The organism is Amaricoccus macauensis, from assembly GCF_014201905.1.
Taxonomy (GTDB): domain Bacteria; phylum Pseudomonadota; class Alphaproteobacteria; order Rhodobacterales; family Rhodobacteraceae; genus Amaricoccus; species Amaricoccus macauensis.
Map to the genome: position 1 here is coordinate 1 of NZ_JACHFM010000009.1, position 22,080 is coordinate 22,080.

The following is a 22,080-nucleotide window of genomic DNA, read 5'->3' on the forward strand; positions in this document are numbered from 1 at the left end:
CGAGGCTGAGGCGGAGGCGGCACGGCTCGGGATCTGGTCGACCGAGTTCGAGATGCCGTGGGACTATCGCCGGGCGCATTAGCGAAGGCGCGAGGTCGGCATTGAGCGGATGAACGGCGATGCCCTAGGGTCTGACCCGGGGGAGCTGGGGGCGGTCGTGCGGTTCATTATGGTCGTTGCGGCGATGCTGACGGCGCCGGTGGTGGTGTCGGCACGGGACTACGATTGCGGCGATTTCTCGACGCAGGCCGAGGCGCAGCGCGTCTACGAGGATGCCGGTCCGGGAGATCCCTATCGGCTCGATCGCGATCATGACGGGGTCGCCTGCGAAACCCTGCCCTGACGGGTCCACCAGGGCGCGTCCCGGCCGCGGCCGGGACCGGGCTCTACTCTGCCGTGCTGGCCTCCCCGAGCCGGAAAGCCGTCTCGGCCCATTCGGGTGACGATCCCGCGCGCGAGCCCCCTGCCCTGCCCTGGCTATGGCCTCCGCTGGAGGCTTGGCTTGGTCTACTTTTCCTTCACGGTCGTCTTTGGATGAGACTTGCCGTAGGCCTCCGTCACATATCGGCCCGTATCTGTGCTGCGGTAAGGCGATCCGGGACTATCGCCGCTCCTGCCGCGAGGTTCGGCCTGATGTCCAGCCTTGTTCGTGGCCGCCTTCGTTGCCGTGGTGAAGCGGCCGCTGGTCGCGTTGCGATGATTGCTACCGCCTGTGGATTTGGGCATGGGGTACGCACTCCTTCTCGATGCTGCGCGGTAGTAGGTCAGGCCGACGGATCGGCACTGACCGAAGGGGTACGGCCGCCCTTACGCGACGCATTCCCATAGGGCGAGCAGGTTGTCGTTCCAGACACCATCGGCATAGGTCCGGACATACTTGCCGTTTGGTCCGTTCACGACGCCCACGTTGGCCCTCTTGCCATTGACCCGCGTGAAGAACGTGTTGCTCTTGTCTTCGATTGAACGGACGACCTCCGCGCGGGTCCATTTCCATCCGCTGCCGCCCAGATGGGTAATCCCTTCATGAGGGTCGTTGCGAGGCTGCTTGTTGATGCACAACACCTGCACATCCGCCATTGGTAGATACCTCAGCTGCATGTTGCGCCCGAATCGGGCAGATGCTGCCAAATGTATCACAAGGAGAATTATGTGGTGAGCGGAATCCTGCTCACCACAGCGGGATCAACCTCAGATGGCCGATGAAGCGTTCCGCCGTTCGAGCCTGCCGACAAGCTGGACAGCCCTCGCGGAAAGCCGGACCAACGCGAAGTGCTTCGAGCGGGCACGAGTCCCCTAGTCGGTGGAGCAGGCCGGAAGATAATTCCTCGGCATCGAGCCGAGTTCTCGACAATGTCCGTGCCGGCGACCGCCGCTGTGCCGATAGTGGCTCTGATGGGGGAGTCGCAGCCCGTCGATCAAGCCACGGTCAGCCTCCTGTTTCGCAGCGATGACACCCTCGCGGATCGCGGCCAGGGCGTGCCCGGCGCGGATGCGCCGGCAACCACGAATACGGCTTCCGCTTCGCGGACCCTCCGCATTCGCAGTTGCCCCCTGCCCTCTTCCGATCCGCCGGCCGGTCGTCACCGAAACAACGGAGGCTGACATGACCCGCTACGTCCTTACCGTTCCTTACACCTTCGAGCGCAACGGCCAGACCGAAACCCGCTTCCGCCGGGTCGGCGCGATCTTCGAGAACGCCCGCCGCGAGACCGGCGAGGTCTTCCTCTCGGTGAAGCTCGACTTCCCCGTCGCCGTCACCGAGCTCGTCGGCTTCCCGCCCCGGCCGGAGGACGACCCGGCCTCGGACGAGGTGACGCAGTCCTGACGGACCGCGGAGGGCGGCCGACCGGCCGCCCTTTCCCTCGCTATGCGACGGTGCGGATACACGACGAAGCGGCAGAACGCCGATACGTCATAACGGCTGAGATCGCCAAGGCGATCGTGGTGATCAACGGCCAGTTCGGGGGATCGACGAGCCGAGGCCCGCTCACCCCCGCCCTGACGACTTCGCCATACCTGGACGTCCGCCCAGCATCCGGGCGACCGCGCGTCAACCGGCAAGCGGCGACTGACGTCGCCGGCTCCGCCGCCCCCGTGTCCTCGCCTGCGGCTGCGGGCCGCTCCAGTGCGTCTCCGCCCGGTTGACCCGCGCGCGCCCGGACGCGGGTCGGGCAGCGCCCTCCCCGCTCTGCCCACCCGGGAAATGCGGAGAGCATTTCCGGTCGGTCGACCGGGAGGCGCCGCCCAGACGGCGGGCCGAGGGCAGAAGACCTCGGACGCTCCACCACGAAGGAGACGGACATGACCGGCAAGTTTGACGCGCAGCAGGAAGTCACCGACCGCATCATCGCGGCGATCGAGGCGGGCACGCCGCCGTGGCGGAAGCCGTGGACCGGAGACCGGGGCGGCGCGGCCTTTCCGCTGCGGGCCTGCGGCGAACCCTACCGCGGGATCAACGTCATCCTGCTCTGGCTCGAGGCCGATGCGAAGGGCTACGCCTCGCCGCACTGGTTCACCTATCGGCAGGCGCAGGAGCTGGGGGCCCAGGTCCGGAAGGGCGAGAAGTCGGCGCCCGTCATCAAGTTCGGCACCTTCGACACCGAAAAGGCCGAGCCGGCGGGCGAGGATGCCGCGACACGCAAGGTGATGTTTACCAAGCTCTACCACGTCTTCAATGCCGACCAGATCGACGGACTGCCGGAAAGCTACTATCGACGGCCGGAGCCGGCCCGCGACCTCGGGACCGAGCCGGACGCCGAGCTGGAGGCATTCTTCGCGGCAACCGGCGTAGTCATCGAGACCAGCGACGACCCGCGCGCCTACTACAACCCGGCGGTCGACCGCATCCACATGCCGCCGGTCGGCACCTTCGAGACCGCGGGCGCCTACTACGCGACCCTGGCCCACGAGGCGACGCACTGGACCGGGCACGGCAGCCGGCTCGACCGCATCAAGAAGTTCGCCGACCGGAAGGCCTATGCCTTCGAGGAGCTCGTCGCCGAGCTCGGCAACGTCATCCTCTGCACCCATCTCGGGCTCACCCCGGACTTCGAGCAGAGCGGCGCCTACGTCGAAAGCTGGCTGAAGGCGCTGAAGGAGGACAAGCGGGCGATCTTTCGCGCCGCGGCCGAGGGGCAGAAGGCGGCGGACCTGCTTCTGGCGCTTGCCGGCGACGACGAGAAGGAGGCGGCCGCGTAGCGGCCCCCTACCCTACTCCAAAAAATTTCGGGCGCCTTCGGCGCCCCCTTTCCTCGTATCACGCGTGCTTCCGGAGCGCGATAAGGCAGAGGATGATGGACACTTTGCGAGTCGCATGGGTCATAGGATTACAAGTTCAAGAGTTATCACATAGCTCAAGTATCGGCGAGTACGCCAAGGATCGGGCGCCCCTCTTGCCGCGCGGCTGCTGCTTCGCTAGCATCTTGAGGTCGACCGCCCGGTGCTTGAGATCGTCGGCTATGATGATCGCGTATCAGGACCGATCGCGTTCGAGCTTCGATACTCTAGGCAGATTTACCCTGAAACGCAGGCATTTGGCGCGGCTGCTCCGCAGTCGAGCCCGAAACAATCCCGGCAAGCCCTACCGACTCTGAGACACTCAAACGATCAAGATGGTTGGCGTGTGAGCACATGAACCAGTAAGCTAGTTAGGCATAGAAGCTGTGAACACTATATGTGGGGGGTTACAGCGCAAAGCCGCCAGGGGCGCGGGGTCAGGCGCCGCGAAATGCCGCAAACTCGAACGGCTTGACAAACTCACCGACTCTGAGACACTCAAACGATCAAAAGGGTTGTCGTGTGAACACATGAACCATACAACTAGGTTGGCAGAAAAGCTATGAACACCATCGCGGTCATCGGTCAAAAAGGTGGCACGGGAAAAACCACCCTTGCCGGGGTCCTGGCAGTGGCCGCAGAGCTCGACGGGATCGTGACAGCAGCGATCGATCTGGATCCACAGGCGAGCCTTTGCCATTGGTCCGATCTTCGCGGGGCCGAAACCCCAATTGTGATCGACACCCAGCCTGCTCGCCTCCCGAAAACCCTCGAGACGGCCAAAGCGCAGGGCGTTGGACTATGCATTATCGATACGGCTGGACGAGCTGAGCAGGCAGCACTGGCAGCCTGCAAGGCGGCGGACTTGGTCCTGATCCCGGTTCAGCCGACGGTGACCGACCTGAAGACCGTCGAGGCCGCAGCAGACATCGTCAAATTGGCTGGAAATCCGAAGAGTGTCGTCGTCCTGACGCGTGTGAAGCCCCGAGGTGAGCGCCATCTTGAGACGACGGAATGGCTCAAATCGCAGGGTTTTGAGGTTTGCCCGTTTTATTTTGGGGACCGGGTCACGTACCAAGATGCGGGTGGGGCAGGGCGCACGCCCCAAGAATCCGATCCGTCCGGGAAAGCCGCGCTTGAGTGCAAACAGGTTTATGAGTTTGCACGTGGGCTAGTTGGGTTGCCCAAGAGCAAAAAGGCTGTCGCATGAACACGCGGAAGGGAATTGCTGACGCTCTCGCACGTACTTCCGGCAGCCGGAGAGCAACCTCCGTGGAGGTCGCTCCATCCGCGCCAGCCTCTTCGGCGCCAAACAGGAATGACCCTGAGAGCCCGCACTTCCGACCGAGCCGTCAGGGCAAGGCCAACGTAACTGGCTACTTTCCGCAGGAGGTCAAGAAGCAGCTACGGATGCTGGCGGCCGAGGAGGACAAAACGATCCAGCAGCTCCTCGGCGAGAGCCTGAATATGCTCTTTGCCAGGTACGGCCGTGCCGAGATCGCACCAACAGACCGGGAGTAGGGCAGGGGGGACGTTGCCTCTTTCCGGCCAATCAATCAGGCAGATAACAGGGTCTCATGAGGCGAAAGTACAAGCATCCACCCGTTAACGAGGTGGTGATCGGGGTTTACTTCAAGGATCCGATCTTGGCGATGCGGGCCGAACACGTCGGTCTCTTCTGGTCGGTGATCAAGGATGATTTTCCGGAGGCAGCGCAGAATGTTCCTATTGGAGCGGAGATAGATATTTCAGCGTCGGGGGAGGTGTTCCCTCTTCCACGATTCTGGTTTATGTCAGAAAATGGAATATACCTTATTCAAGTGCAAAGGAACGCGTTCCTGCTCAACTGGCGGCAGGGAGGCGATGCATACCCTCATTATGAAGCGGTGAAGGCGAGTTTTGATCGATGGCTCGGAGTGTTCATGGGGTTTTGCGAACGGCAATTCGGCATCGCGAGACTAGATATCGCTAGGTGCGAGCTCAACTACGTTAATTTGATCGGGCCCGTACCCCCGCTATTCCTGACATTTGCTGACACGGAGAAGGCAATCCCCTCCTACCGTGCCCTCTCGATCGGTCCAGACAGACCGGCCCGTGCATTCTCGCTGACCTACGAGTACCCCATTGCCAGCGATTTGGCGCTAACGGTCATTATGCAGAGTCGCAAGAATCAACAATCAGGTGAGGACGTCATATATCTTGAGCTGCGGACGGGAGGAGAGCTTCAGGCGCAGACGGATGCGAGCCTAAGTGGTTGGTTCGAGCGTGCGCACGACGCGATTGGGGACGCCTTTAATGCCCTGACAAGCGAGACGCTGCAAAAGGAGCACTGGCGGTTCATGACCGAGGAGAGCCAATGAACGCCCTAGCGAACGTTCGAAGGAAGCCAAGCGCTGCAGTGGGTCCGGTTGTGCAATTGGGTTTCGATGAGGTCGCGAACACGTCGTCTTTGTTTATGAGTGGGGATCCGCTTCGGCCCGCTCCACGGGTCGAGCTGGTGAAACTCTGTTTCCGCGAGATGGTGCGGAAGCGCGCAGCGGCACCTACAGTGGTCTTTACCAACGACGTGGCAAAGGAGCGGAGATCCGCAGCGGACGAGCTTGCCGATCGACAGGCCGAGGAAGCCAAGAAGCGGACTGCCGCGCAGGCCGCTGCTGAGAAGCGTCTGCAGGAGCTCAAGGAAGTTGCAGCTGAGGAAGGCCACGTCGTCTCGCTTGCCTCTGAGAAAGGCCTCAAGGCGTTTCTGGCGGCGATCCCGTTCACAAAGCGTCCATATATTACCCTGCTCGACAACGGTAACGTGCGGGCATTCTGGGAAGACAAGGCCGCTGGGGAGCAGGTTGGCCTTCAGTTCCTGGGTGGGGATCAGGTTCAGTACGTGATCTTCGCGAGAAGGGCGGGACAGGGCTATATCGCCCGAAATGCCGGTCGGGATCTCGTGACGAACATGGAAAGCCAGATCGAGACCAATGGGCTGCGCCGCCTGATGGCATGAAAGGCGACCTAATTCCTGATCCTGATCACATACTCCGGTATGTTGGCGGGATCCATGTCGAGAAGGATGGTACGATCGCCGGGGGCGCGTTTATCGCGAAGCCCAAGGACGAAAACTGCCCATCCTATAACTGGTTGGAGATCCTACAAGGCACCCTTGATGAGCGCGTTCAGCAGGTGCGGAACGCCACTAGGATGACCTACGGAAAGACGGCCAAATTGGCGCGGCTGAATGTCGGCCAAGTCAGGCAGTTCATCAGGGATGAAGCCGAAGGCCACGAAGCCACGGTCATTCATGATCCGCTGGAGGCCGAGGCAGGATATCCGCTTCCGGATCCCTCGCATGTGCTGATGACTAACATCCCCGACGAGAATCAGCCGAAGGGCGAGCTCATTGGCGACTTGATCCGTCAGTGCATTCTTGAGGTGTTCCCAGCTCAGACTCCCGTGTGATGCTGTGTAAACCAGTTCACAGGACAAGGTGATGCCCTGGGGGCGCTCAGAACCTCAAGGAGTGGGGCCTTGGCTGGCGAGCTATGGAGCGTGGGTCACAGCGGGGGGAGTCGGGTCAGCCGACAGTGTCGAGCAACCGCGCGAGCGCGGCCACCGCTAGCTCTCGTCCGAAAGTGCCAGGCGGGAGCAGCTCCATCGGATCGAGCGCGCTCTTGCCGCTGGCGAAGAGCCCCGCCGAGACATGCCGCGAGGTACTAGTGCTGCGGGAGGGATCGATCGGGTAGCTTCCTCGCGCCACGGCCTCGCCGGCCGCGACGGCGGCCTCGAGTTCGTCGAAGGCCTTGGCGAGGACCAGGCGCAGCGCCTTCTCGTCCCCCATGTGCGCCACGGCCCGATCGAACCAAGCGGAGGCCCCGAGCATCGGCGCATGGACAGTGAACTTCAGGCGAAGCTTCTCCTCGGAGGGTGGCCGTACCCGCTGCGGCGTCGGAGCCGCCTCGGGCGGGGTAGGGGGCGCCGGTGCCGCTAGGATCGCTGCCGCCGGAGCCTCCGCGTCCAAGCCGGCTCCCGCCCCCTCCAGACCCCGCGCTGCCGCGAACTCCCTGCGATGCTCCTCGTAGGGCTTCTTCGGTCTGCGGATCTCGACCATCCCCTCAGCCCTCCACGACCTCGAGGACTTCGTCGACGAGCTTCTCGGCCTCGCGCATGGCGCTCTGGAAATGGGTGGCGCCAATCGAGGAATCAGCCCGCCGCTTCTCCAGCGTCAGGTGGAGCAGCCCGGAGCGCAGCATGCCGGTCAGGGCGTCGCGATCACGCAACATCGTCTGGAACAGCGGGAAGTCCTGGATCGAGGCGAGATCGGCCTCGCGGGACTTGTTGAGGGTATGCGGCAGCTTCGTCACGAGGAGGGCAACGATCACCGACTCCCCCAGCTCCTCGCGCTCGATCAGGTCGACGATGAACTCGACGGTGGTGACGCTGGCATTGACGTCGTAGGAGGTGATCGCCGTCGGGATGATGGCGAGGCACGAGCTCGCGACGACGGTGCTGTTGAGCTCCGACCCGCCGCCGTGTGTGTCGACCAGGGCGAACTCGTAGCCCGCTTTCTCGGCGGTGCCGGCCGACCGCGCGAAGGTGTCGACGTCCCCGGCCGGAAAGATCGCGCAAGCCTCGTCCCAGGTCCCCGACCGCCGCGCGTGATTGCGCCAGGTGCCGAGCGGCGCATTTTCGTCGCTCTCGAGGAGCGCGACCTTCCTGCCGCGGGCGAGCAGGGCGGAGGCGACGACGCTCAGGGCGGTGGTCTTGCCCGCCCCACCCTTGAAGTTGATGAAGCTGATGATCTGCACGCCTGGGCCGTCCTCCGATACCGTCAGTCCGCACTGCGGTCATCTCGTAATTCAGTTATTCCGTCATACCGCGACAGCGTCAATCAGTCACCCGGCTATCACGCCATACCGTGATTTCGGCGTTCCGTGCCGCTGCCATCGCGTCACCCGGCATTCCCGCAATCAGGCGAAAGCGCCATTCCGGCATCGGCCTTTTCCGCATGTCGGCTCCCTCTCGAACCGTCTCCTGGAGGCCGACTGTGGCAAGACCAAAGGGTGGTTGCAAGGGGGAGAGAGTTGGGTATGGTATATGGCAGGATATATATAAATGTAGAACATTTGACCATGACTCAACCCAACCCCCGAAAGACCGCCGGCCGAGCCGGCAAGAGCGCCGGGGCGGGCGGTGACGCTTCCGGCTGGCAAGATCGCCGGATGATCCGCGGCAAATGGCAGGATCCTGAGGCGGCGAAGAAGGAGCCGCGCGCCGATCGGACAATCTCGGTGCGGCTGACCGAGGCCGAACTTGCCGAGCTCGACGCCCAGATCTCGGGCCTCAGCCTCAACCGCAACCGCGCCTTGCGGATTGCCGCCCGGCGGATCGGCGGCTTCCTGGAGGTCGATGGTGCGACGGTCGAAGCGCTGCGGACGATCAATCGGCAACTCGCCGGGGTGGCGACGAACATCAACCAGATCGCGCATTCGGCCAACCGGACCCATGATCCGGACTACCGCGCCTTCATGGCGCAACGGGCGGAGCTCGGCCGGGTCCTGATCGAGACCCGCGGTGCGCTGCAGCGGATCCTCGACCTCGGTGCGCGACGCGAGGACGGGCTCGCGCGGCTGAAGGCGGCGGCGGAGCCAAAGAGGGCAGGGGGGGCGGAGTGAGCATGCCGTCGGTCCCGGAGCTGCTGCGACGCGGGGCGCAGGCCCCAGTCTGGGTGTCGGCGGTCGATGCGGTGATGGGCGAGGACTGGGCGCACCTCGAGCTCGGCCGCGGCAGCGCTGTGCGGCCACCGGTGGACGAGGGTCGGCGTGCCGGAGCGCGGCGGCGGGCGTCGATTGGCGGGGTGCTGTCGCCGAACCCGCAGGCGCTGGTCAAGCTGATCGGCTCGGGGGGTACGGCGACAGCCCGCGGGCTGCGGGCGCAGATGGACTACCTGAGCCGGCAGGGCGACGTGCCGCTGGTGTCGTCGGAGAGCACCTTCGGCACCGAGCTCGGGGTTGGAGATGCGGCGCAGATCGCAGCGGCCTGGGGGCTGCCGGACACCGACCGCGGTGGAGCCGACCGGACCGCGCACTTCGTGGTCAGTTTTCCGCAAGGCACCGATCCGGATGCGGCGGAGCGGGCTGGGCGGGCGTGGGCGGTGGCGCTCTTCGACAGCGGCGCCTATGGCGACCGCTGGGACTACTACACGGCCTTCCACAAGGACACGGCCTATCCGCATATCCATGTCGTCGTCGGACGGCGCGGGCTCGACGAGGGGCAGTGGCTCAGGGTGTCGTCGCGCGGGGAGCTGACCTTCGACCGGCTGCGCGAGGTGCAGGTCGCGGTGGCGGCGCGCGAGGGGATCGCGCTAACCGGGACGACGCGGCTGTCACGCGGGGTGCATGACCGGCCGGTGCCGGATGCCGAGTACCGGCGGGCTCGGGCCGAAGGACGGGAGGCGGTGGCGCCGGCGCATACCGAGGCCTCGGCGATCGCCACGGCGGCGGAGATCCTCGACTATGCCCGGGACTACCAGGGCGCTGCGGCGTCGATCGCCGGCCAGGCGCCCGAGCTCGCCAGGCGGCTGGAGGCCGCGGCGGCGACGATCCTTGCAGGCCAGGAGCTCGTGGTGGAGCTCGCGGCGGAGCGCGCGGCGGCGCCGAGATTGACACCAGAGGAGGCCATACGGATGGCGGAGACGATCGAACAGCTGCAGGCCGAGGTGCGGCAGAACTTCGTCGAGCTCGAGGCCGACGTGCGGTCGGTGGAGAATCCGGCGAAGCGGGCGGAGTTCCTGCGCGAGCTGGCCGGGCTGAAGGCCGAGGCGGCGCCGTTCATCCGCGACGACATAGGCCTGCAGGGCTATCGGGAGGATGCGCCGCACGCGGACTATCGCGGGCTGGCGGTGCCGGCCGGCGATGCGCGGACGGCGGCGATCAAAGCCGAAGCCGACCGGGAGGTCGCCCGGCTGGCAGAGCGGTTCGGATTGCAGCCAGAGGCGACGCTGGCGCGGTTCTCGGCCAAGACGGTGTCGGTGGGGCTCGGGCGCGACTACCGGGCCGAGGAGCTCGCCGAGCGGGCGGCGGATCGGGAAGCCCGGGGTCAGCCGGCGGAGCGCGTCGACGAGGCGACCTCGGAGCTCGCTGACTTCCACCGCCGGGCCGGGACGATATACCGCGAGGCGGCCGCGCGGGTGCGCGCGATCGAGCGCGCGGATCCGCGCGGCGCGCCCGACCTCGGGTCGAGGCGGGACGCCGCTGGTGGACTCGCGCAGGCGCGCGGCGGGGAAGGGCGCGCCACGCCGCCGGCCAGTCGTGATGACGACGTGCCGGACGGGCGCGGCAAGCCCGAGCGGACGGGCCGGCGCCGCGAGCGCGACGACGACGATCGGAGCCGGTGATGACCCGGCGCGGACAGGACATCCTGCTCGGCGGTGGCGTCGGGCTGATGGTCGGCATCCTGCCCGGGCTGCTCGCGGCAGGTGCCGTCGTCACCTGGCGGCTCGGTGGCGACCTGCGCCAGATCGATCTCGCGACTTACTTTCGCACGCTGCCCGCGGCGGCACGCTGGGAGGGGTTGCCGACGACGGCTGCGCTGATCGGGGTAGGGGTGGCGTTCGCCTTCGCCTTGGCCGGCATCGCGTTGCTCTGGCGGCCGCAGCTCACCCTGCACGGGACGGCCCGCTGGGCGGAGCCGGGCGAGCTGCGCCGGGCGGGGCTGCTGGCGCGGCGGCTCGAGGAGGTGCGCGGGCCGATCTGGGGCAAGCTCGGGTCGCCCAAGTCGCGAGCGCCGTACCTGAGCTCGGAGAAGATCGTGCATTCGCTGGTGGCGGCACCGACCGGGGCAGGGAAGGGGGTCGGCGTCGTCATCCCGACGCTGCTGACCTATCCGGGGTCGACCGTGGTCCTCGACGTGAAGGGAGAGAACTACGAGAAGACCGCGGGCCGGCGGCAGCAGCTCGGCGACCGGGTGTTCAAATTCGCGCCCTATGCGAAGGACCGGCGCAGCCACCGCTACAACCCGTTCGACGAGGTGGCGGCAGCGCCGGAGCGGCGACGGTTCTCCGAAGCGCTGCGGCTCGCGAACAGCCTGGTCGAGGCGAAGGGCAAGGGGACGGAGTCCTGGGTCGACGGCGCCCGTGAAATCTTCGCGGCGACGGCGGTGGTGGCGCACGAGCGCGGGACGCCGACGATCGCCGCGGTCTACGACCTCCTCACGCAGCCGGGCGCACCTGGGCCGCTGCTCGAAGGTCTCGCGGCAACCACGCAGTCCGGCGAGGCGCGGTCGGTGTTCAACCGCTTCGCCGGCCAGCCGGAGAAGGTGCTCGGCAGCTACATGTCGGTGCTCTTCGACGGCGGTCTGCGGCTCTGGGCCGATCCGGACGTGCGGGATGCGACCGCGGCGACGGATTTCTGGATCACCGACTTCCGCTCGGACCCGGCGAGCGTCTTCCTCTGCGTCAGCCAGAAGGACCTCGGCGTGCTGTCGCCGTTGATCCGGCTCATGTTCCAGCAGATGTTCACCCTGCTGCAGGAGACCGACCGGACCGAGGCGGACAGGTTCGACGTGCTCTTCCTGCTCGACGAGTTCGCCTCGCTCGGGAAGATGCAGGAGATGGGGCGGGCGATCACCACCGTGCGCTCGTCGGGTGCCCACTTGATGCTGATCGTGCAGTCGCTCGCCAACCTGCGCGAGGTCTACGGCGCGGACGGGGCGGCGAACTTCATGGGTAACTGCGAGCTGCAGCTTTTCATGGCTCCGACCGATGCCGACACGCCGCGGTACGTTTCCGAGGCGATCGGGGACCAGACGCGGATGGTGCGGGTGAAATCCTGGCGGCAGCGCGGTTGGGACGCAGCTTCGATCCAGGAGCGGCAGGAGGGGATCCGGCTGATCCGGCCGGAGCAGATCCGGATGCTCGGGCCGGGCGCGGCGATCGCGCTGGTGCGGGATCAGAATCCGGTGCGGGTCGCGAAGGTGAGATACTACGAGGATGGCGCGCTCACCGGGCCCTCCGAGCGGCAGACCGCGGGAATACCCCCTAATCCTCCGGAAGTGATGCCAGAGATGAGCTTTCGCCCCATTCCGCTCGGGCACGCCCAGACCTCGGGAGACGTGGGGACTGCCAACGCAGTGGCTTCGGCCGACCCGCGCGAAGCCGATCCGAAAGCTCAGTCTGACGCCCGCGAGGAGCCGCCGGCTGGGTCCGACAGCTCTTCTCGCAACAGCTCATCTCAATCTCCCGGCTTCCTCGTCGTTGCGGCCGATGGTCCGGCGATGGAAGCTTCTTCTGTCGGCAAGTCCTCGTCAGAAGTCACCCAACTCAGGGGGATTTTGGGCGGACAGGATGGACTTAAGGAAAGAGTTCAGACTTATCGGCAGGGCCCTCAGTCTGGCGCTTCTCTCGGCAATGGAAGGTTCTGAGGCCTTTTGGTCGGAGACCATGGCATAGTCGGACTCTGCGGGAGCTGTTGTCCATGATTGTTCGACCGGGGCGCACGCGTGACCGCAGATATCGGGCAGCGTCCCGTCCGGCATGGCATAGGGGGCAACGAATAACGCTTTCGCAATGACGGGGCGCGCAAGCGTCGTCGGCGCGATGACGATCGCGAAGGCGAACAGCCCCGTGAGCAGTGCCGCCAGCCCGTCGTAATCTCGCGCCCATCACGTTTCCGCGATGTTCGAGCCGCGAAGTCAACCGAAGGCCTCCGCCTCTCGGTCGTACTGGCTCCATCACCTCGGTGGTCAATTCGTAGCCGGTGTCGCCGAGCGCGTTCCACCGCGTCGTGGTGCGAAGGGTGCTGACCATGAAGACCCGGCGGTCTCCTCCGTTGCGGCCCGTTCCCCAGTGGCTTACCGCGGTCCGCGCCGACGTGCCTTGCCTGTATCATCAGGGCGACGCCCGGCCTTCCCGACGGGCGGGTCATGCCGGCAGGGGGAGCCCCGGCCTGCACGACCGGACCGTCGAGGGCCGCTTGGGCTCGCCAGCCCGCACGAGTGTGGATCGGCGTGGAATGACCCCTTGAGGGCGGGGCTTGCCTATCTTTGAGCGGCGCTCCCGGGGACCCCTACTTCGCGAAGACGACGGTGCGGGCGCCACAGAGGAGCACGCGGCGCTCGAGGTGGCTCTTCACCGCCCGGGCGAGGACGCGGGATTCGGTATCGCGGCCGATGGCGACGAGATCGTCAGCCGAGTCGGCGTGACTAATGCGGGCGACGTCCTGTTCGATGATCGGACCCTCGTCGAGGTCGGCGGTCACGTAGTGGCTGGTGGCGCCGATCAGCTTCACCCCGCGCTGGTAGGCCTGCTTGTACGGGTTGGCGCCCTTGAAGGCCGGCAGGAACGAGTGGTGGATGTTGATCGCTCGGCCGGAGAGGCTGCGGGTCAGGTCGTCGGACAGGACCTGCATGTAGCGGGCGAGGACGACGAGCTCGGTCCCGGTCTCCTCGACGAGATCGAGGAGTGCGGCCTCCTGCTGCGGTTTGGTCTCCGGGGTGACGGGCAGGTGGACGAAGGGGATTCCCTCGTGCTCGGCGATGCGGCGGGCGCCCTCGTGGTTCGAGACGATCGCAACGACGTCGGCGCGGAGCCAGCCGACGCGGATCTGGTAGAGCAGGTGCAGGAGGGCATGGTCGAACTTCGAGACCATGGCGACGATCCTCGGCGGGCGCGCGGCGTCGACGACGTAGAGGTCCAAGCCGAGCTTCTCGACGGTGGGGGCGAGCGCCCGTTCCACGGCCGCGACGGTCAGCCCCCCGGGTCCGACGAAGGCGACGCGCAGGAAGAAGCGGTCGGCCGGACGGTCCCAGTGCTGGTTGGTCTCGGTGATGTTGCCGCCAAGGTCGGCGATGGCAGTAGAGATGGCAGCGATAATGCCAGGCAACGGCGCGCTGATCAGGGTAAGGATGAAAGAGGCTTCCGTCATCGTCAGCACTCCGGCAGGTTGACGGCGAGGCCGCCGGTGGAGGTTTCCTTATACTTGACGCTCATGTCGTGGCCGGTCTGGCGCATAGTCTCGATGCAGGCGTCGAGCGGCATGACGTGGCTGCCGTCGCCCCGGAGCGCCAGGCTGGCGGCGGCGACGGCCTTGATCGCGCCGAGGCCGTTCCGCTCGATGCACGGGACCTGGACGAGGCCCTTGACCGGGTCGCAGGTCATGCCGAGGTGGTGCTCGAGCGCGATCTCGGCGGCGTTCTCGATCTGGGCATTGGTGCCGCCGAGCGCGGCGCAGAGGCCGGCGGCGGCCATCGCGGCGGCGGAGCCGACCTCGCCTTGGCAGCCGACCTCGGCGCCGGAGATCGAGGCGTTGGTCTTGATGATGCCGCCGACCGCGGCCGCGGTCAGCAGGAACTCGCGGATGCCGGCATGGGTCGCGCCGACGCAGTGGTCGCGGTAGTAGCGCAGGACCGCCGGCACGACGCCGGCGGCGCCGTTGGTCGGCGCGGTGACGACTTGGCCGCCGGCGGCGTTCTCCTCGTTCACCGCCATCGCGTAGACCGAGAGCCAGTCGTTGACGGTGTGCGGCTGGGCGAGGTTGTTGCCGCGCTCGGCGAGGAGCGCCTGATGGATGGCGCGGGCGCGGCGGCGGACCTTGAGGCCGCCGGGCAGGATGCCGTCGGTGGCGAGGCCGCGGTCGATGCAGGCATTCATCACCGACCAGAGGCGGTCGAGGCCGGCGTCGAGCGGCGCGGCGAGGCCGGCGGTCTCGTTGGCGCGCTTCATCTGGGCGATGGAGAGGCCGGAGGCTTCGCCCATCGCCAGCATCTCGGCGGCGGTGGCGAAGGGGTGGGGGCGGTCGATCTTGGCGTCGTCGCCCTTCATCGGCTCGGAGCGGAGCTGGCGCTCGGTGACGACGAAGCCGCCGCCGATCGAATAATAGGTCTCGGTCACGTGGAGGTTGCCGCTCGCGTCGAAGGCGCGCAGCACCATGCCGTTGGCGTGGCCGGGGAGCGGCGGGCCGTAGTCGAAGACGACGCCCCTGGCTGCGTCGAAGGCGAGGGGTCCGATGCCGGGAACGTCGATTTGGCCGGTGTCGCGAACGGCGGCGAGGCGGCGCTCGGCTTTCTCGGGGTCGAGGGTGTCGGGGACGAAGCCGAGGAGGCCGAGGATCACCGCGCGGTCGGTGGCGTGGCCCTTGCCGGTGAAGGCGAGGCTGCCGTGCAGCGTCGCCTCGAGGCGGGCGGGAGCGCCAGAGCCGGGGATGCGGTCGGACCCGTCGCGGAGCGCGTCGAGAAAGCTCGTGGCGGCGAGCATCGGGCCCATGGTGTGCGACGACGACGGGCCGACGCCGACCTTGAAGATGTCGAAGACGCTGAGGAACATGGCTCCGCCCCTTGGCACAATGGGTCAGCGAGCGGGAACAGATCGCTCGATGAGATAGTCCCGCGCGGCCGAGAGGTCCGCGCGGGCCGATCGGACGTCAGCCCTCGTAGATCGGATGGGCGTCGGTTAGCCTGCGGACCTCGTTCAGAACCTCTGCTTCGACCGCTGCGTTACCCTCCGCGCCGTTGGCGGCGAGGGCATCGACGACCTTCAGGACCAGTTCGCCGATCTTCGCGAATTCGGCGGCGCCGAAGCCGCGGGTGGTGCCGGCGGAGGTGCCGAGGCGGACGCCGGAGGTGACGAAAGGCTTCTCCGGGTCGAAGGGAATGGCGTTCTTGTTGCAGGTAAGGCCAGCGCGCTCGAGCGCCCGCTCGGCATCGCGGCCCTTCACGCCCTTCGGGCGCAGGTCGACCAGCACCATGTGGCAGTCGGTGCCGCCCGAGACGATGTCGAGGCCGCCCTTATGCAGCGTTGCCGCGAGGGTGCGGGCGTTGGCGACGACGGCCTTCGCGTAGTCCTTGAATTCGGGACGCAGCGCCTCGCCGAAGGCGACGGCCTTGGCGGCGATGACGTGCATCAACGGCCCGCCCTGGTTCCCGGGGAAGACGGCGGAGTTCAGCTTTTTCGCCAGCGCCTCGTCGTCCGTCAGGATGATGCCGCCGCGGGGACCGCGGAGCGTCTTGTGGGTGGTCGAGGTCACGACATGGGCGTGCGGCACCGGGTTCGGGTAGAGGCCGGCGGCGACCAGGCCGGCATAGTGCGCCATGTCGACCATCAGGTACGCGCCGACCTCGTCGGCGATCTTGCGGAAGCCCGCGAAGTCGATCTGGCGCGGGTAGGCAGAGGCGCCGGCGATGATGAGCTTCGGCTTGGTCTCAAGCGCGCGTTCACGCACGGCGTCCATGTCAATGAGTTGGTCCTGCTCGCGAACCTCGTAGCTGACGACGTCGAACCACTTGCCAGACATGGTGACCGGCGAGCCGTGGGTGAGGTGGCCGCCATGGGCGAGGTTCATGCCCATGATCCGATCGCCGGGCTGAAGGAGCGCGAGGAACACGGCTTGGTTGGCCTGGGCGCCGGAATGCGGCTGGACGTTGGCGAAGCCGGCGCCGAAGAGTTCCTTCACACGCTCGATGGCGAGCGTCTCGACCTCGTCGACGAACTCGCAGCCACCGTAGTAGCGCTTTCCGGGGTAGCCCTCGGCATACTTGTTAGTGAGTACGCTTCCTTGAGCGATCAGCACGTCGCGGGAGACGATGTTCTCCGACGCGATCAGCTCGATCTGGTGCTGCTGGCGGCCGAGCTCGCGGCCTATGGCGGCGGCGACGGCGTCGTCGGTGAGGCGGGGGGCGTCGGTGTCGAGCATGGGGTGTTTCCTTCTCGTTTTCAGAGGCCGGAGGCGAGCTCGCGCAAGGCGAGGTCGAGAATCGCGCGGACATGCGGGGCAAACGACCGCCACACGGTCAGGTGGAAGCGGTCCTCGGCCTCGCGCGTGAGAACGATCTGGACACTGTCGAAGATCGTGCGGGCACCTTCGCCGACCGGCATGCCCGCGAGGTTCCGCGGGCAGCCGGCGGCGAGGAGTTCGAGAACGGCCGGCCCTTCGATCCGCCAGGTGATCTCGCGGTCGGAGACCTCGACGGCGCTGATCGCGGTCCGGGCCGCGAGATCGGCGATCATCGCGCCGAGAGTGGCGGCCTCGGTCTCGGGGGCCTCGATCAGCCATTCATCGGGACCGAGGCAGAGGGCGCTGCGGGCGCCGTTGGTCGCGCGGCTACCGATACGTTCGGACAGCGGCACCCCGAGGGCAATGCCGACGCCACCCGGATCGGCGAGGCGCAGGACGATGCGGGTGGTCGGTGCCAGCTCGGTGACGGTGGCACCAGCGGCAATGGTCGGGGTCATTGCGTTCATGACAGTCTCCATCGTCACGCGCTGAGGCGGCTATTCTCGGGGTCGAGGAAGACAGTGCCCTTGACGACCTTCGCAGGGATGCTGCCGTCAGGCATCGGGACGTGCAGCGTCTCGCCGTCACGGTCCCGTCCGTCGACGACGACCGCCATGGCGATCGAGCGGCCGAGGGCGTCCGACCAGTAGGAGGAGGTGACGTGCCCGAGCATGGTCATCGGCCTCGGCTGGCTCGGGTCGGCGACGATCTGGGCGCCCTCCTCGAGCACGACCTTCGGGTCGTCGGTCAGGAGGCCGACGAGCTGTTTGCGGCCCTTCGCCACCATGTCGGGGCGGGTGAGGGAGCGCTTTCCGACGAAGTCGGGCTTGGCCTTGCCGATCGCCCAGTTGAGGTTGGCGTCGTCGGGCGTCAGCGTGCCGTCGGTGTCCTGGCCGACGATGATGTAGCCTTTCTCGGCGCGCATGACGTGCATCGCCTCGGTGCCGTAGGGCGTGATGTCGTAGGCCTTGCCGGCCTCGAACAGCGTCTCCCAGAGCGCCCGGCCGTGGCGGGCGGGGACGTTGATCTCGAAGCCGAGCTCGCCGGTGAAGGAGACGCGGAAGAGCCGGGCCGGGAAGCCGGCGACGGTGGTCTCGATCACCGCCATGTGCGGGAAGGCCTCTGCCGACAGGTCGACGTCGGGGACGAAGGGGGCGAGGAGCAGCCTGGCGTTGGGGCCCTGCAGCGCGATTGTCGCCCACTGCTCGGTGGTCGAGGTCAGCCAGACCTGGAGGTCGGGCCACTCGGTCTGGAGATAGTCCTCCATCATGTTGAGCACGCGCGCCGCGCCGCCGGTGGTGGTGGTGACGTGGAAGCGGTCCTCGGCGAGGCGGCCGATGACGCCGTCGTCGCGGATGAAGCCGTCCTCGCCGAGGAGGAGGCCGTAGCGGCAGCGGCCGACCCCGAGCTTGGCCCAGGGGTTGGTGTACATCCGCTCCATGAAGGTGACGGCGTCGGGGCCCACGACCTCGATCTTGCCGAGGGTCGAGGCGTCGAAGATGCCGACGGAGGCGCGGGCGCCGCGGCATTCGCGGGAGACGGCGGCGTGCATGTCCTCGCCGGGCTTCGGGAAGTACCAGGCGCGGCGCCAGAGGGCGACGGGCTCGAAGACCGCGCCGTTCGCCTCGGCCCACGGGTCGATCGGCGTCTTGCGGGTCACCTCGAAGGTCGCGTCCTTGTGGTAGCCGGCGAAGGCCCCGAAGGTCGTCGGCGAGTAGGGCGGACGAAAGGTGGTGAGGCCGACCTGCGGGGGCGCCTTGCCGAGCGCGTCGGCGGCGATCATCAGGCCGTTGACGTTCGACATCTTGCCCTGGTCGGTCGCCATGCCGTTCGTCGTGTAGCGCTTGACGTGCTCGATCGAGCGCATCCCCTCGCGGACGGCGAGGCGGATGTCCTTGGCGGTGACGTCGTTCTGGAAGTCGATGAAGGCCTTGGCCTTTCCCGGATCCCGATCGGTCGGCAGCTCCCGCAGCGTCACGCCCGAGCCGATACGGTCGGCGCTGACGGTGAAGGCGGGCGCCTCCGCCTCGCTTCCCGCGTCCTTCGCGGCGAGCGCGCCCGCCTTGGCGCCGTCCTCGAGCGCGGCGGCGATGCCCCAGAGACCACGGCCGGCGCCGGCGATCTGCACGGCCTCGGTCTTGGTGCCGGGCAGGTAGCACTGGGCCGCCTCGTTCCAGGCGAGCTTTCCTTGCGTGTGGCTGAAGAGGTGGAGGCAGGGGGTCCAGCCGCCGCACATCAGCACCGCGTCGCAGGCGACGTCGCGGGGTGCCCCGGCCTTGCCGTTCTCCATGCGGTTGACGCGGAGCGACTTCACCCGCAGCCGGCCGGAGGTGCCGGTGACGGTGCGCCCGGTAAGCGTCTCGATGCCGAGGGCGCGGGCGCGGTCGGTCAGCGCCGGATCGACACTGGCGCGGACGTCGACGATGACGGCCGGCTTCGCCCCGGCCTCGGCGAGATCGAAGGCGGCGTACCATGCGCTGTCATGGGCGGTGACGATGGCCGGGCGGTCGCCGACCTTGACGCCGTAGCGGTGGAGGTAGGTCTGGGCGGCGCCAGCCAGGATCACGCCGGGGCGGTCGTTGCCGTCGAAGACCAGCGGCTTCTCGAGGGCGCCCTGAGCCAGCACGACTTCCTTGGCGCGGACCTTCCACATCCGCTCGCGCGGGGCGCCCTCGGGGGGCGTGTCGAGGTGGTCGGTCAGGCGCTGGCAGAGGCCGACGAGATTCTGATGGTAGTAGCCGATCGCCGTCGTCCGGGTCATGACGGTGACGTTCGGCAGGCCAGCGAGTTCGGCAAGCGCCTGGGCGAGCCAGTCCCAGGCGGGCTTGCCGTCGATGACGACCGAGGGCTCGGAGAGCAGCGTGCCGCCCGGTTCGGCATTCTCGTCGACGAGCATAACCGAGGCGCCCGCGCGGCCGGCGGCGAGCGCGGCGGCGAGGCCGGCGGGGCCGGAGCCGACGATCAGCACGTCGGTGTGGGCGAAGCGGCTGGCGTAGGTGTCGGCGTCGTGCTCCGTGGGCGAGACGCCGAGGCCGGCGGCGTTGCGGATCACCGGCTCGTAGACGCGGTCCCAGAAGGCGCGCGGCCACATGAAGGTCTTGTAGTAGAAGCCGGCGGAGAACAGCGAGCCGAGGTTGTCGTTGATCGCGCCCATGTCGAAGGCGAGCGACGGCCAGCGGTTCTGGCTCGTCGCCTCGAGCCCGGCGCGGAGCTCCTGGAGGGTGGCGCGGGTATTCGGCTCGAAGCGGCCGGGGCCGCGGCGGGTGCCGAAGAGCGCGTTCGGCTCGTCGGAGCCGGCGGAGACGACGCCGCGGGGGCGGTGGTACTTGAACGAGCGGCCCATCAGGTGGACGCCGTTCGCCAGCAGCGCCGAGGCCAGGGTGTCGCCGGCGAGGCCCTGGTAGCTCTTGCCGTCGACGGTGAACTTGACCGGGCGGGCGTGGTCGACGCGGCCGCGGTTCGGGAGGCGGTAGCTGGTCATTTGGCCTCTCCGGTGAGGGTGGCGACGTCTGGACGGGGCTCGCCCGCCTCGTACGTCGAAAGGAACTTGTCGCCGACGGTCTCGCGCACGGCGTTGAAGAAGCGTCCGCAGCCGTTGATGTGGCGCCAGCGCTCGAAGTGCACGCCCTTGGGGTTGGTGCGGATGAAGAGGAAGTCGCGCCACTCCTCGTCCGAGAGCTTGGACGGATCGGCCGGGCGGGCGATGTGCGCCTCGCCGGCATAGGCGAATTCCAGCTCCGGCAGGGTCTCGTCGCAATAGGGGCAGTGGATCAGCAGCATCTGTCTTGTTCCCCTAGTGTGCGACGGCGGCGGCGGCGGCTTCGTCGATCAGCCGGCCGGTGGTGAAGCGCTCCAGCGTGAAGGGCGCATTGATCGGGTGCGGCTCGTCCTTCGCGACGGTGTGGGCGAGGACGTGGGCGGCGCCGGGCGTCGCCTTGAACCCGCCGGTGCCCCAGCCGCAGTTGACGTAGAGCCCGGGGACCGGCGTCTTGCCGAGGATCGCCGAACGGTCGGGGGTCACGTCGACGATGCCGCCCCATTTCCGCAGCATCCGCATCCGCCGGAAGATCGGGAAGATCTCGCAGATCGCGGCGAGCGTGTGCTCGATCAGCGGCAGGCCGCCGCGCTGGGAGTAGCTGACATACTGGTCGGTGCCGGAGCCGATGACGAGCTCGCCCTTGTCGGACTGGCTGATATAGGCGTGGACCGAGTTCGACATGGCGACGCAGGGGAAGATCGGCTTGATCGGCTCCGAGACGAGCGCCTGCAGCGGATAGGACTCGAGCGGCAGGCGGACCCCGGCGGTCTCCATCACGACCGAGGTGTGGCCCGCGGCGGAGACCGCGACCTTCTTCGCGGCGATGAAGCCCTTCGCGGTCTCGACGCCGGTGACGCGGCCGTCGGGGCCGCGGCGGATGGCGGTGACCGGGCAGTTCTGGATGATGTCGACGCCGCGGGCGGCGGCGCCGCGGGCGTAGCCCCAGGCCACGGCGTCGTGGCGCGCGGTGCCGGCGCGGCGCTGGAGCGCGGCGCCCATCACCGGGTAGCGCGCCTTCGGGTTCAGGTCGAGCGGCGGGCAGAAGGCCTTCGCCTCCGCGGCCGACAGCCACTGGTTGTCGACGCCGTTCAGGCGGTTCGAGTGGACGTGGCGCTGGAAGGACTGCACGTCGTGGACGTTGTGCGCGAGCATCATCACGCCGCGCTTCGAGTACATGACGTTGTAGTTCAGGTCCTGGGAGAGGTTCTCCCAGAGGTCGAGCGCGTGGTCGTAGAGCCGGGCGCTCTCGTCGTAGAGGTAGTTCGAGCGGATGATGGTGGTGTTGCGGCCGGTGTTGCCGCCGCCGAGCCAGCCCTTGTCGATCACCGCGACGTTGGTGATCCCGTGCTCCTTGGCGAGGTAATAGGCCGCGCCGAGGCCGTGTCCGCCGGCGCCGACGATGACGACGTCGTAGGAGGCCTTCGGCTCGCGGTCGGGCCACTGCGCGGTCCAGTTCTTCTGGCCGGTCAGCGCCCCTTTGATGACCTGGGCGAAGGAGAAATGCGTCATGCGGAC

Annotated in this window: 21 protein-coding genes; 11 read left to right on the plus strand and 10 right to left on the minus strand. The window is 67.4% G+C overall.

Annotated features, from left to right (window positions below):
• Positions 1–157: 157 nt before the first annotated feature.
• On the plus strand, positions 158–343 hold the full coding sequence (locus HNP73_RS22025) for an excalibur calcium-binding domain-containing protein (protein ID WP_221289040.1): 186 nt from the start codon (positions 158–160) through the stop codon (positions 341–343).
• A gap of 464 nt (positions 344–807) precedes the next feature.
• Here the strand turns inward: HNP73_RS22025 and HNP73_RS22030 are convergent, their stop codons facing one another.
• Complete coding sequence (locus HNP73_RS22030; RefSeq protein ID WP_184155330.1) at positions 808–1,077, minus strand: DUF3892 domain-containing protein; 270 nt, start codon at positions 1,075–1,077, stop codon at positions 808–810.
• A gap of 526 nt (positions 1,078–1,603) precedes the next feature.
• Here HNP73_RS22030 and HNP73_RS22035 point away from each other — a divergent pair.
• The 7 genes from HNP73_RS22035 (at position 1,604) to HNP73_RS22065 (ending at position 6,723) form a co-directional block, all read left to right on the plus strand.
• The gene (locus tag HNP73_RS22035; RefSeq protein WP_184155334.1) at positions 1,604–1,825 is read left to right on the plus strand and encodes a hypothetical protein; all 222 of its coding nucleotides are present in this window, start codon (positions 1,604–1,606) and stop codon (positions 1,823–1,825) included.
• A 476-nt stretch (positions 1,826–2,301) separates the two neighbouring features.
• Positions 2,302–3,198: an ArdC family protein gene (locus tag HNP73_RS22040; RefSeq protein ID WP_184155337.1), complete on the plus strand. Its 897-nt coding sequence runs from the start codon at positions 2,302–2,304 to the stop codon at positions 3,196–3,198.
• Positions 3,199–3,838: 640 nt separating this feature from the next.
• Entirely contained in the window at positions 3,839–4,486 is a 648-nt protein-coding gene (locus HNP73_RS22045; protein WP_184155340.1) for a ParA family protein, read from the plus strand.
• A 62-nt stretch (positions 4,487–4,548) separates the two neighbouring features.
• On the plus strand, positions 4,549–4,797 hold the full coding sequence (locus HNP73_RS22050) for a ribbon-helix-helix domain-containing protein (RefSeq protein ID WP_184155343.1): 249 nt from the start codon (positions 4,549–4,551) through the stop codon (positions 4,795–4,797).
• Between the two features lie 56 nt (positions 4,798–4,853).
• Positions 4,854–5,636, plus strand: coding sequence for a TIGR04255 family protein (locus HNP73_RS22055; protein WP_184155345.1), 783 nt, complete (start codon positions 4,854–4,856; stop codon positions 5,634–5,636).
• Positions 5,633–6,271 carry a hypothetical protein gene (locus tag HNP73_RS22060; RefSeq protein ID WP_184155349.1) on the plus strand — a complete coding sequence of 213 codons (639 nt, stop codon included), beginning with the start codon at positions 5,633–5,635 and terminating at the stop codon, positions 6,269–6,271. Before HNP73_RS22055 ends, HNP73_RS22060 begins: the two co-directional genes overlap by 4 nt.
• A 194-nt stretch (positions 6,272–6,465) precedes the next feature.
• Positions 6,466–6,723, plus strand: a complete 258-nt coding sequence (locus HNP73_RS22065) for a hypothetical protein (protein ID WP_184155352.1) — start codon at positions 6,466–6,468, stop codon at positions 6,721–6,723.
• Between the two features lie 115 nt (positions 6,724–6,838).
• Here the strand turns inward: HNP73_RS22065 and HNP73_RS22070 are convergent, their stop codons facing one another.
• Together HNP73_RS22070 and HNP73_RS22075 are read right to left on the minus strand one after the other, a co-directional pair.
• On the minus strand, positions 6,839–7,372 hold the full coding sequence (locus HNP73_RS22070; protein WP_184155355.1) for a VirC2 family conjugal transfer protein: 534 nt from the start codon (positions 7,370–7,372) through the stop codon (positions 6,839–6,841).
• A gap of 4 nt (positions 7,373–7,376) precedes the next feature.
• Positions 7,377–8,069, minus strand: coding sequence for an AAA family ATPase (locus HNP73_RS22075; protein ID WP_184155358.1), 693 nt, complete (start codon positions 8,067–8,069; stop codon positions 7,377–7,379).
• A gap of 324 nt (positions 8,070–8,393) precedes the next feature.
• Here HNP73_RS22075 and HNP73_RS22080 point away from each other — a divergent pair, with 324 nt between their 5' ends.
• Genes HNP73_RS22080 through HNP73_RS22090 form a run of 3 tightly spaced genes read left to right on the plus strand, consistent with a single transcriptional unit; the run spans position 8,394 to position 12,681 of the window.
• Positions 8,394–8,936: a DNA mobilization endonuclease VirD1/MobC family subunit gene (locus tag HNP73_RS22080; RefSeq protein ID WP_246400035.1), complete on the plus strand. Its 543-nt coding sequence runs from the start codon at positions 8,394–8,396 to the stop codon at positions 8,934–8,936.
• A 2-nt stretch (positions 8,937–8,938) separates the two neighbouring features.
• A complete protein-coding gene (locus HNP73_RS22085; protein WP_184155361.1) occupies positions 8,939–10,657 on the plus strand; it encodes a relaxase/mobilization nuclease domain-containing protein in 1,719 nt (572 codons plus the stop codon).
• Positions 10,657–12,681, plus strand: a complete 2,025-nt coding sequence (locus HNP73_RS22090) for a type IV secretory system conjugative DNA transfer family protein (protein WP_184155364.1) — start codon at positions 10,657–10,659, stop codon at positions 12,679–12,681. The genes HNP73_RS22085 and HNP73_RS22090 overlap by 1 nt, the downstream gene beginning before the upstream one ends.
• Before the next feature lie 644 nt (positions 12,682–13,325).
• On the opposite strand, the gene purU is transcribed toward HNP73_RS22090, so the two are convergent.
• The 7 genes from purU to HNP73_RS22125 form a co-directional block, all read right to left on the minus strand.
• Positions 13,326–14,183 (minus strand): formyltetrahydrofolate deformylase, encoded by an 858-nt coding sequence (gene purU / locus HNP73_RS22095; RefSeq protein WP_184155367.1) that lies wholly within the window; start codon positions 14,181–14,183, stop codon positions 13,326–13,328.
• A gap of 2 nt (positions 14,184–14,185) precedes the next feature.
• Entirely contained in the window at positions 14,186–15,580 is a 1,395-nt protein-coding gene (locus HNP73_RS22100; protein WP_184155370.1) for an L-serine ammonia-lyase, read from the minus strand.
• Between the two features lie 97 nt (positions 15,581–15,677).
• Positions 15,678–16,946, minus strand: a complete 1,269-nt coding sequence (glyA, locus tag HNP73_RS22105) for a serine hydroxymethyltransferase (protein WP_184155373.1) — start codon at positions 16,944–16,946, stop codon at positions 15,678–15,680.
• A 20-nt stretch (positions 16,947–16,966) separates the two neighbouring features.
• Positions 16,967–17,494, minus strand: coding sequence for a sarcosine oxidase subunit gamma (locus HNP73_RS22110; protein WP_184155376.1), 528 nt, complete (start codon positions 17,492–17,494; stop codon positions 16,967–16,969).
• A gap of 14 nt (positions 17,495–17,508) precedes the next feature.
• Complete coding sequence (locus HNP73_RS22115) at positions 17,509–20,508, minus strand: sarcosine oxidase subunit alpha (protein ID WP_184155378.1); 3,000 nt, start codon at positions 20,506–20,508, stop codon at positions 17,509–17,511.
• The gene (locus HNP73_RS22120) at positions 20,505–20,807 is read right to left on the minus strand and encodes a sarcosine oxidase subunit delta (RefSeq protein ID WP_184155380.1); all 303 of its coding nucleotides are present in this window, start codon (positions 20,805–20,807) and stop codon (positions 20,505–20,507) included. Before HNP73_RS22120 ends, HNP73_RS22115 begins: the two co-directional genes overlap by 4 nt.
• Positions 20,808–20,820: 13 nt before the next feature.
• Positions 20,821–22,074: a sarcosine oxidase subunit beta family protein gene (locus HNP73_RS22125; protein WP_184155383.1), complete on the minus strand. Its 1,254-nt coding sequence runs from the start codon at positions 22,072–22,074 to the stop codon at positions 20,821–20,823.
• Between the last annotated feature and the right edge of the window lie 6 nt (positions 22,075–22,080).

Excerpts from the sequence above, each read along its gene's own strand:
- HNP73_RS22045 (WP_184155340.1), top strand. The coding sequence starts at position 3,839 with ATGAACACCATCGCGGTCATCGGTCAAAAAGGTGGCACGGGAAAAACC.
- HNP73_RS22110 (WP_184155376.1), bottom strand. The coding sequence starts at position 17,494 with ATGAACGCAATGACCCCGACCATTGCCGCTGGTGCCACCGTCACCGAG.
- HNP73_RS22055 (WP_184155345.1), top strand. The coding sequence starts at position 4,854 with ATGAGGCGAAAGTACAAGCATCCACCCGTTAACGAGGTGGTGATCGGG.
- HNP73_RS22065 (WP_184155352.1), top strand. The coding sequence starts at position 6,466 with ATGACCTACGGAAAGACGGCCAAATTGGCGCGGCTGAATGTCGGCCAA.
- purU (WP_184155367.1), bottom strand. The coding sequence starts at position 14,183 with ATGACGGAAGCCTCTTTCATCCTTACCCTGATCAGCGCGCCGTTGCCT.
- HNP73_RS22030 (WP_184155330.1), bottom strand. The coding sequence starts at position 1,077 with ATGGCGGATGTGCAGGTGTTGTGCATCAACAAGCAGCCTCGCAACGAC.
- HNP73_RS22080 (WP_246400035.1), top strand. The coding sequence starts at position 8,394 with ATGACTCAACCCAACCCCCGAAAGACCGCCGGCCGAGCCGGCAAGAGC.
- HNP73_RS22100 (WP_184155370.1), bottom strand. The coding sequence starts at position 15,580 with ATGTTCCTCAGCGTCTTCGACATCTTCAAGGTCGGCGTCGGCCCGTCG.
- HNP73_RS22070 (WP_184155355.1), bottom strand. The coding sequence starts at position 7,372 with ATGGTCGAGATCCGCAGACCGAAGAAGCCCTACGAGGAGCATCGCAGG.
- HNP73_RS22120 (WP_184155380.1), bottom strand. The coding sequence starts at position 20,807 with ATGCTGCTGATCCACTGCCCCTATTGCGACGAGACCCTGCCGGAGCTG.
- glyA (WP_184155373.1), bottom strand. The coding sequence starts at position 16,946 with ATGCTCGACACCGACGCCCCCCGCCTCACCGACGACGCCGTCGCCGCC.
- HNP73_RS22125 (WP_184155383.1), bottom strand. The coding sequence starts at position 22,074 with ATGACGCATTTCTCCTTCGCCCAGGTCATCAAAGGGGCGCTGACCGGC.
- HNP73_RS22040 (WP_184155337.1), top strand. The coding sequence starts at position 2,302 with ATGACCGGCAAGTTTGACGCGCAGCAGGAAGTCACCGACCGCATCATC.
- HNP73_RS22115 (WP_184155378.1), bottom strand. The coding sequence starts at position 20,508 with ATGACCAGCTACCGCCTCCCGAACCGCGGCCGCGTCGACCACGCCCGC.
- HNP73_RS22085 (WP_184155361.1), top strand. The coding sequence starts at position 8,939 with ATGCCGTCGGTCCCGGAGCTGCTGCGACGCGGGGCGCAGGCCCCAGTC.
- HNP73_RS22090 (WP_184155364.1), top strand. The coding sequence starts at position 10,657 with ATGACCCGGCGCGGACAGGACATCCTGCTCGGCGGTGGCGTCGGGCTG.
- HNP73_RS22060 (WP_184155349.1), top strand. The coding sequence starts at position 5,633 with ATGAACGCCCTAGCGAACGTTCGAAGGAAGCCAAGCGCTGCAGTGGGT.
- HNP73_RS22035 (WP_184155334.1), top strand. The coding sequence starts at position 1,604 with ATGACCCGCTACGTCCTTACCGTTCCTTACACCTTCGAGCGCAACGGC.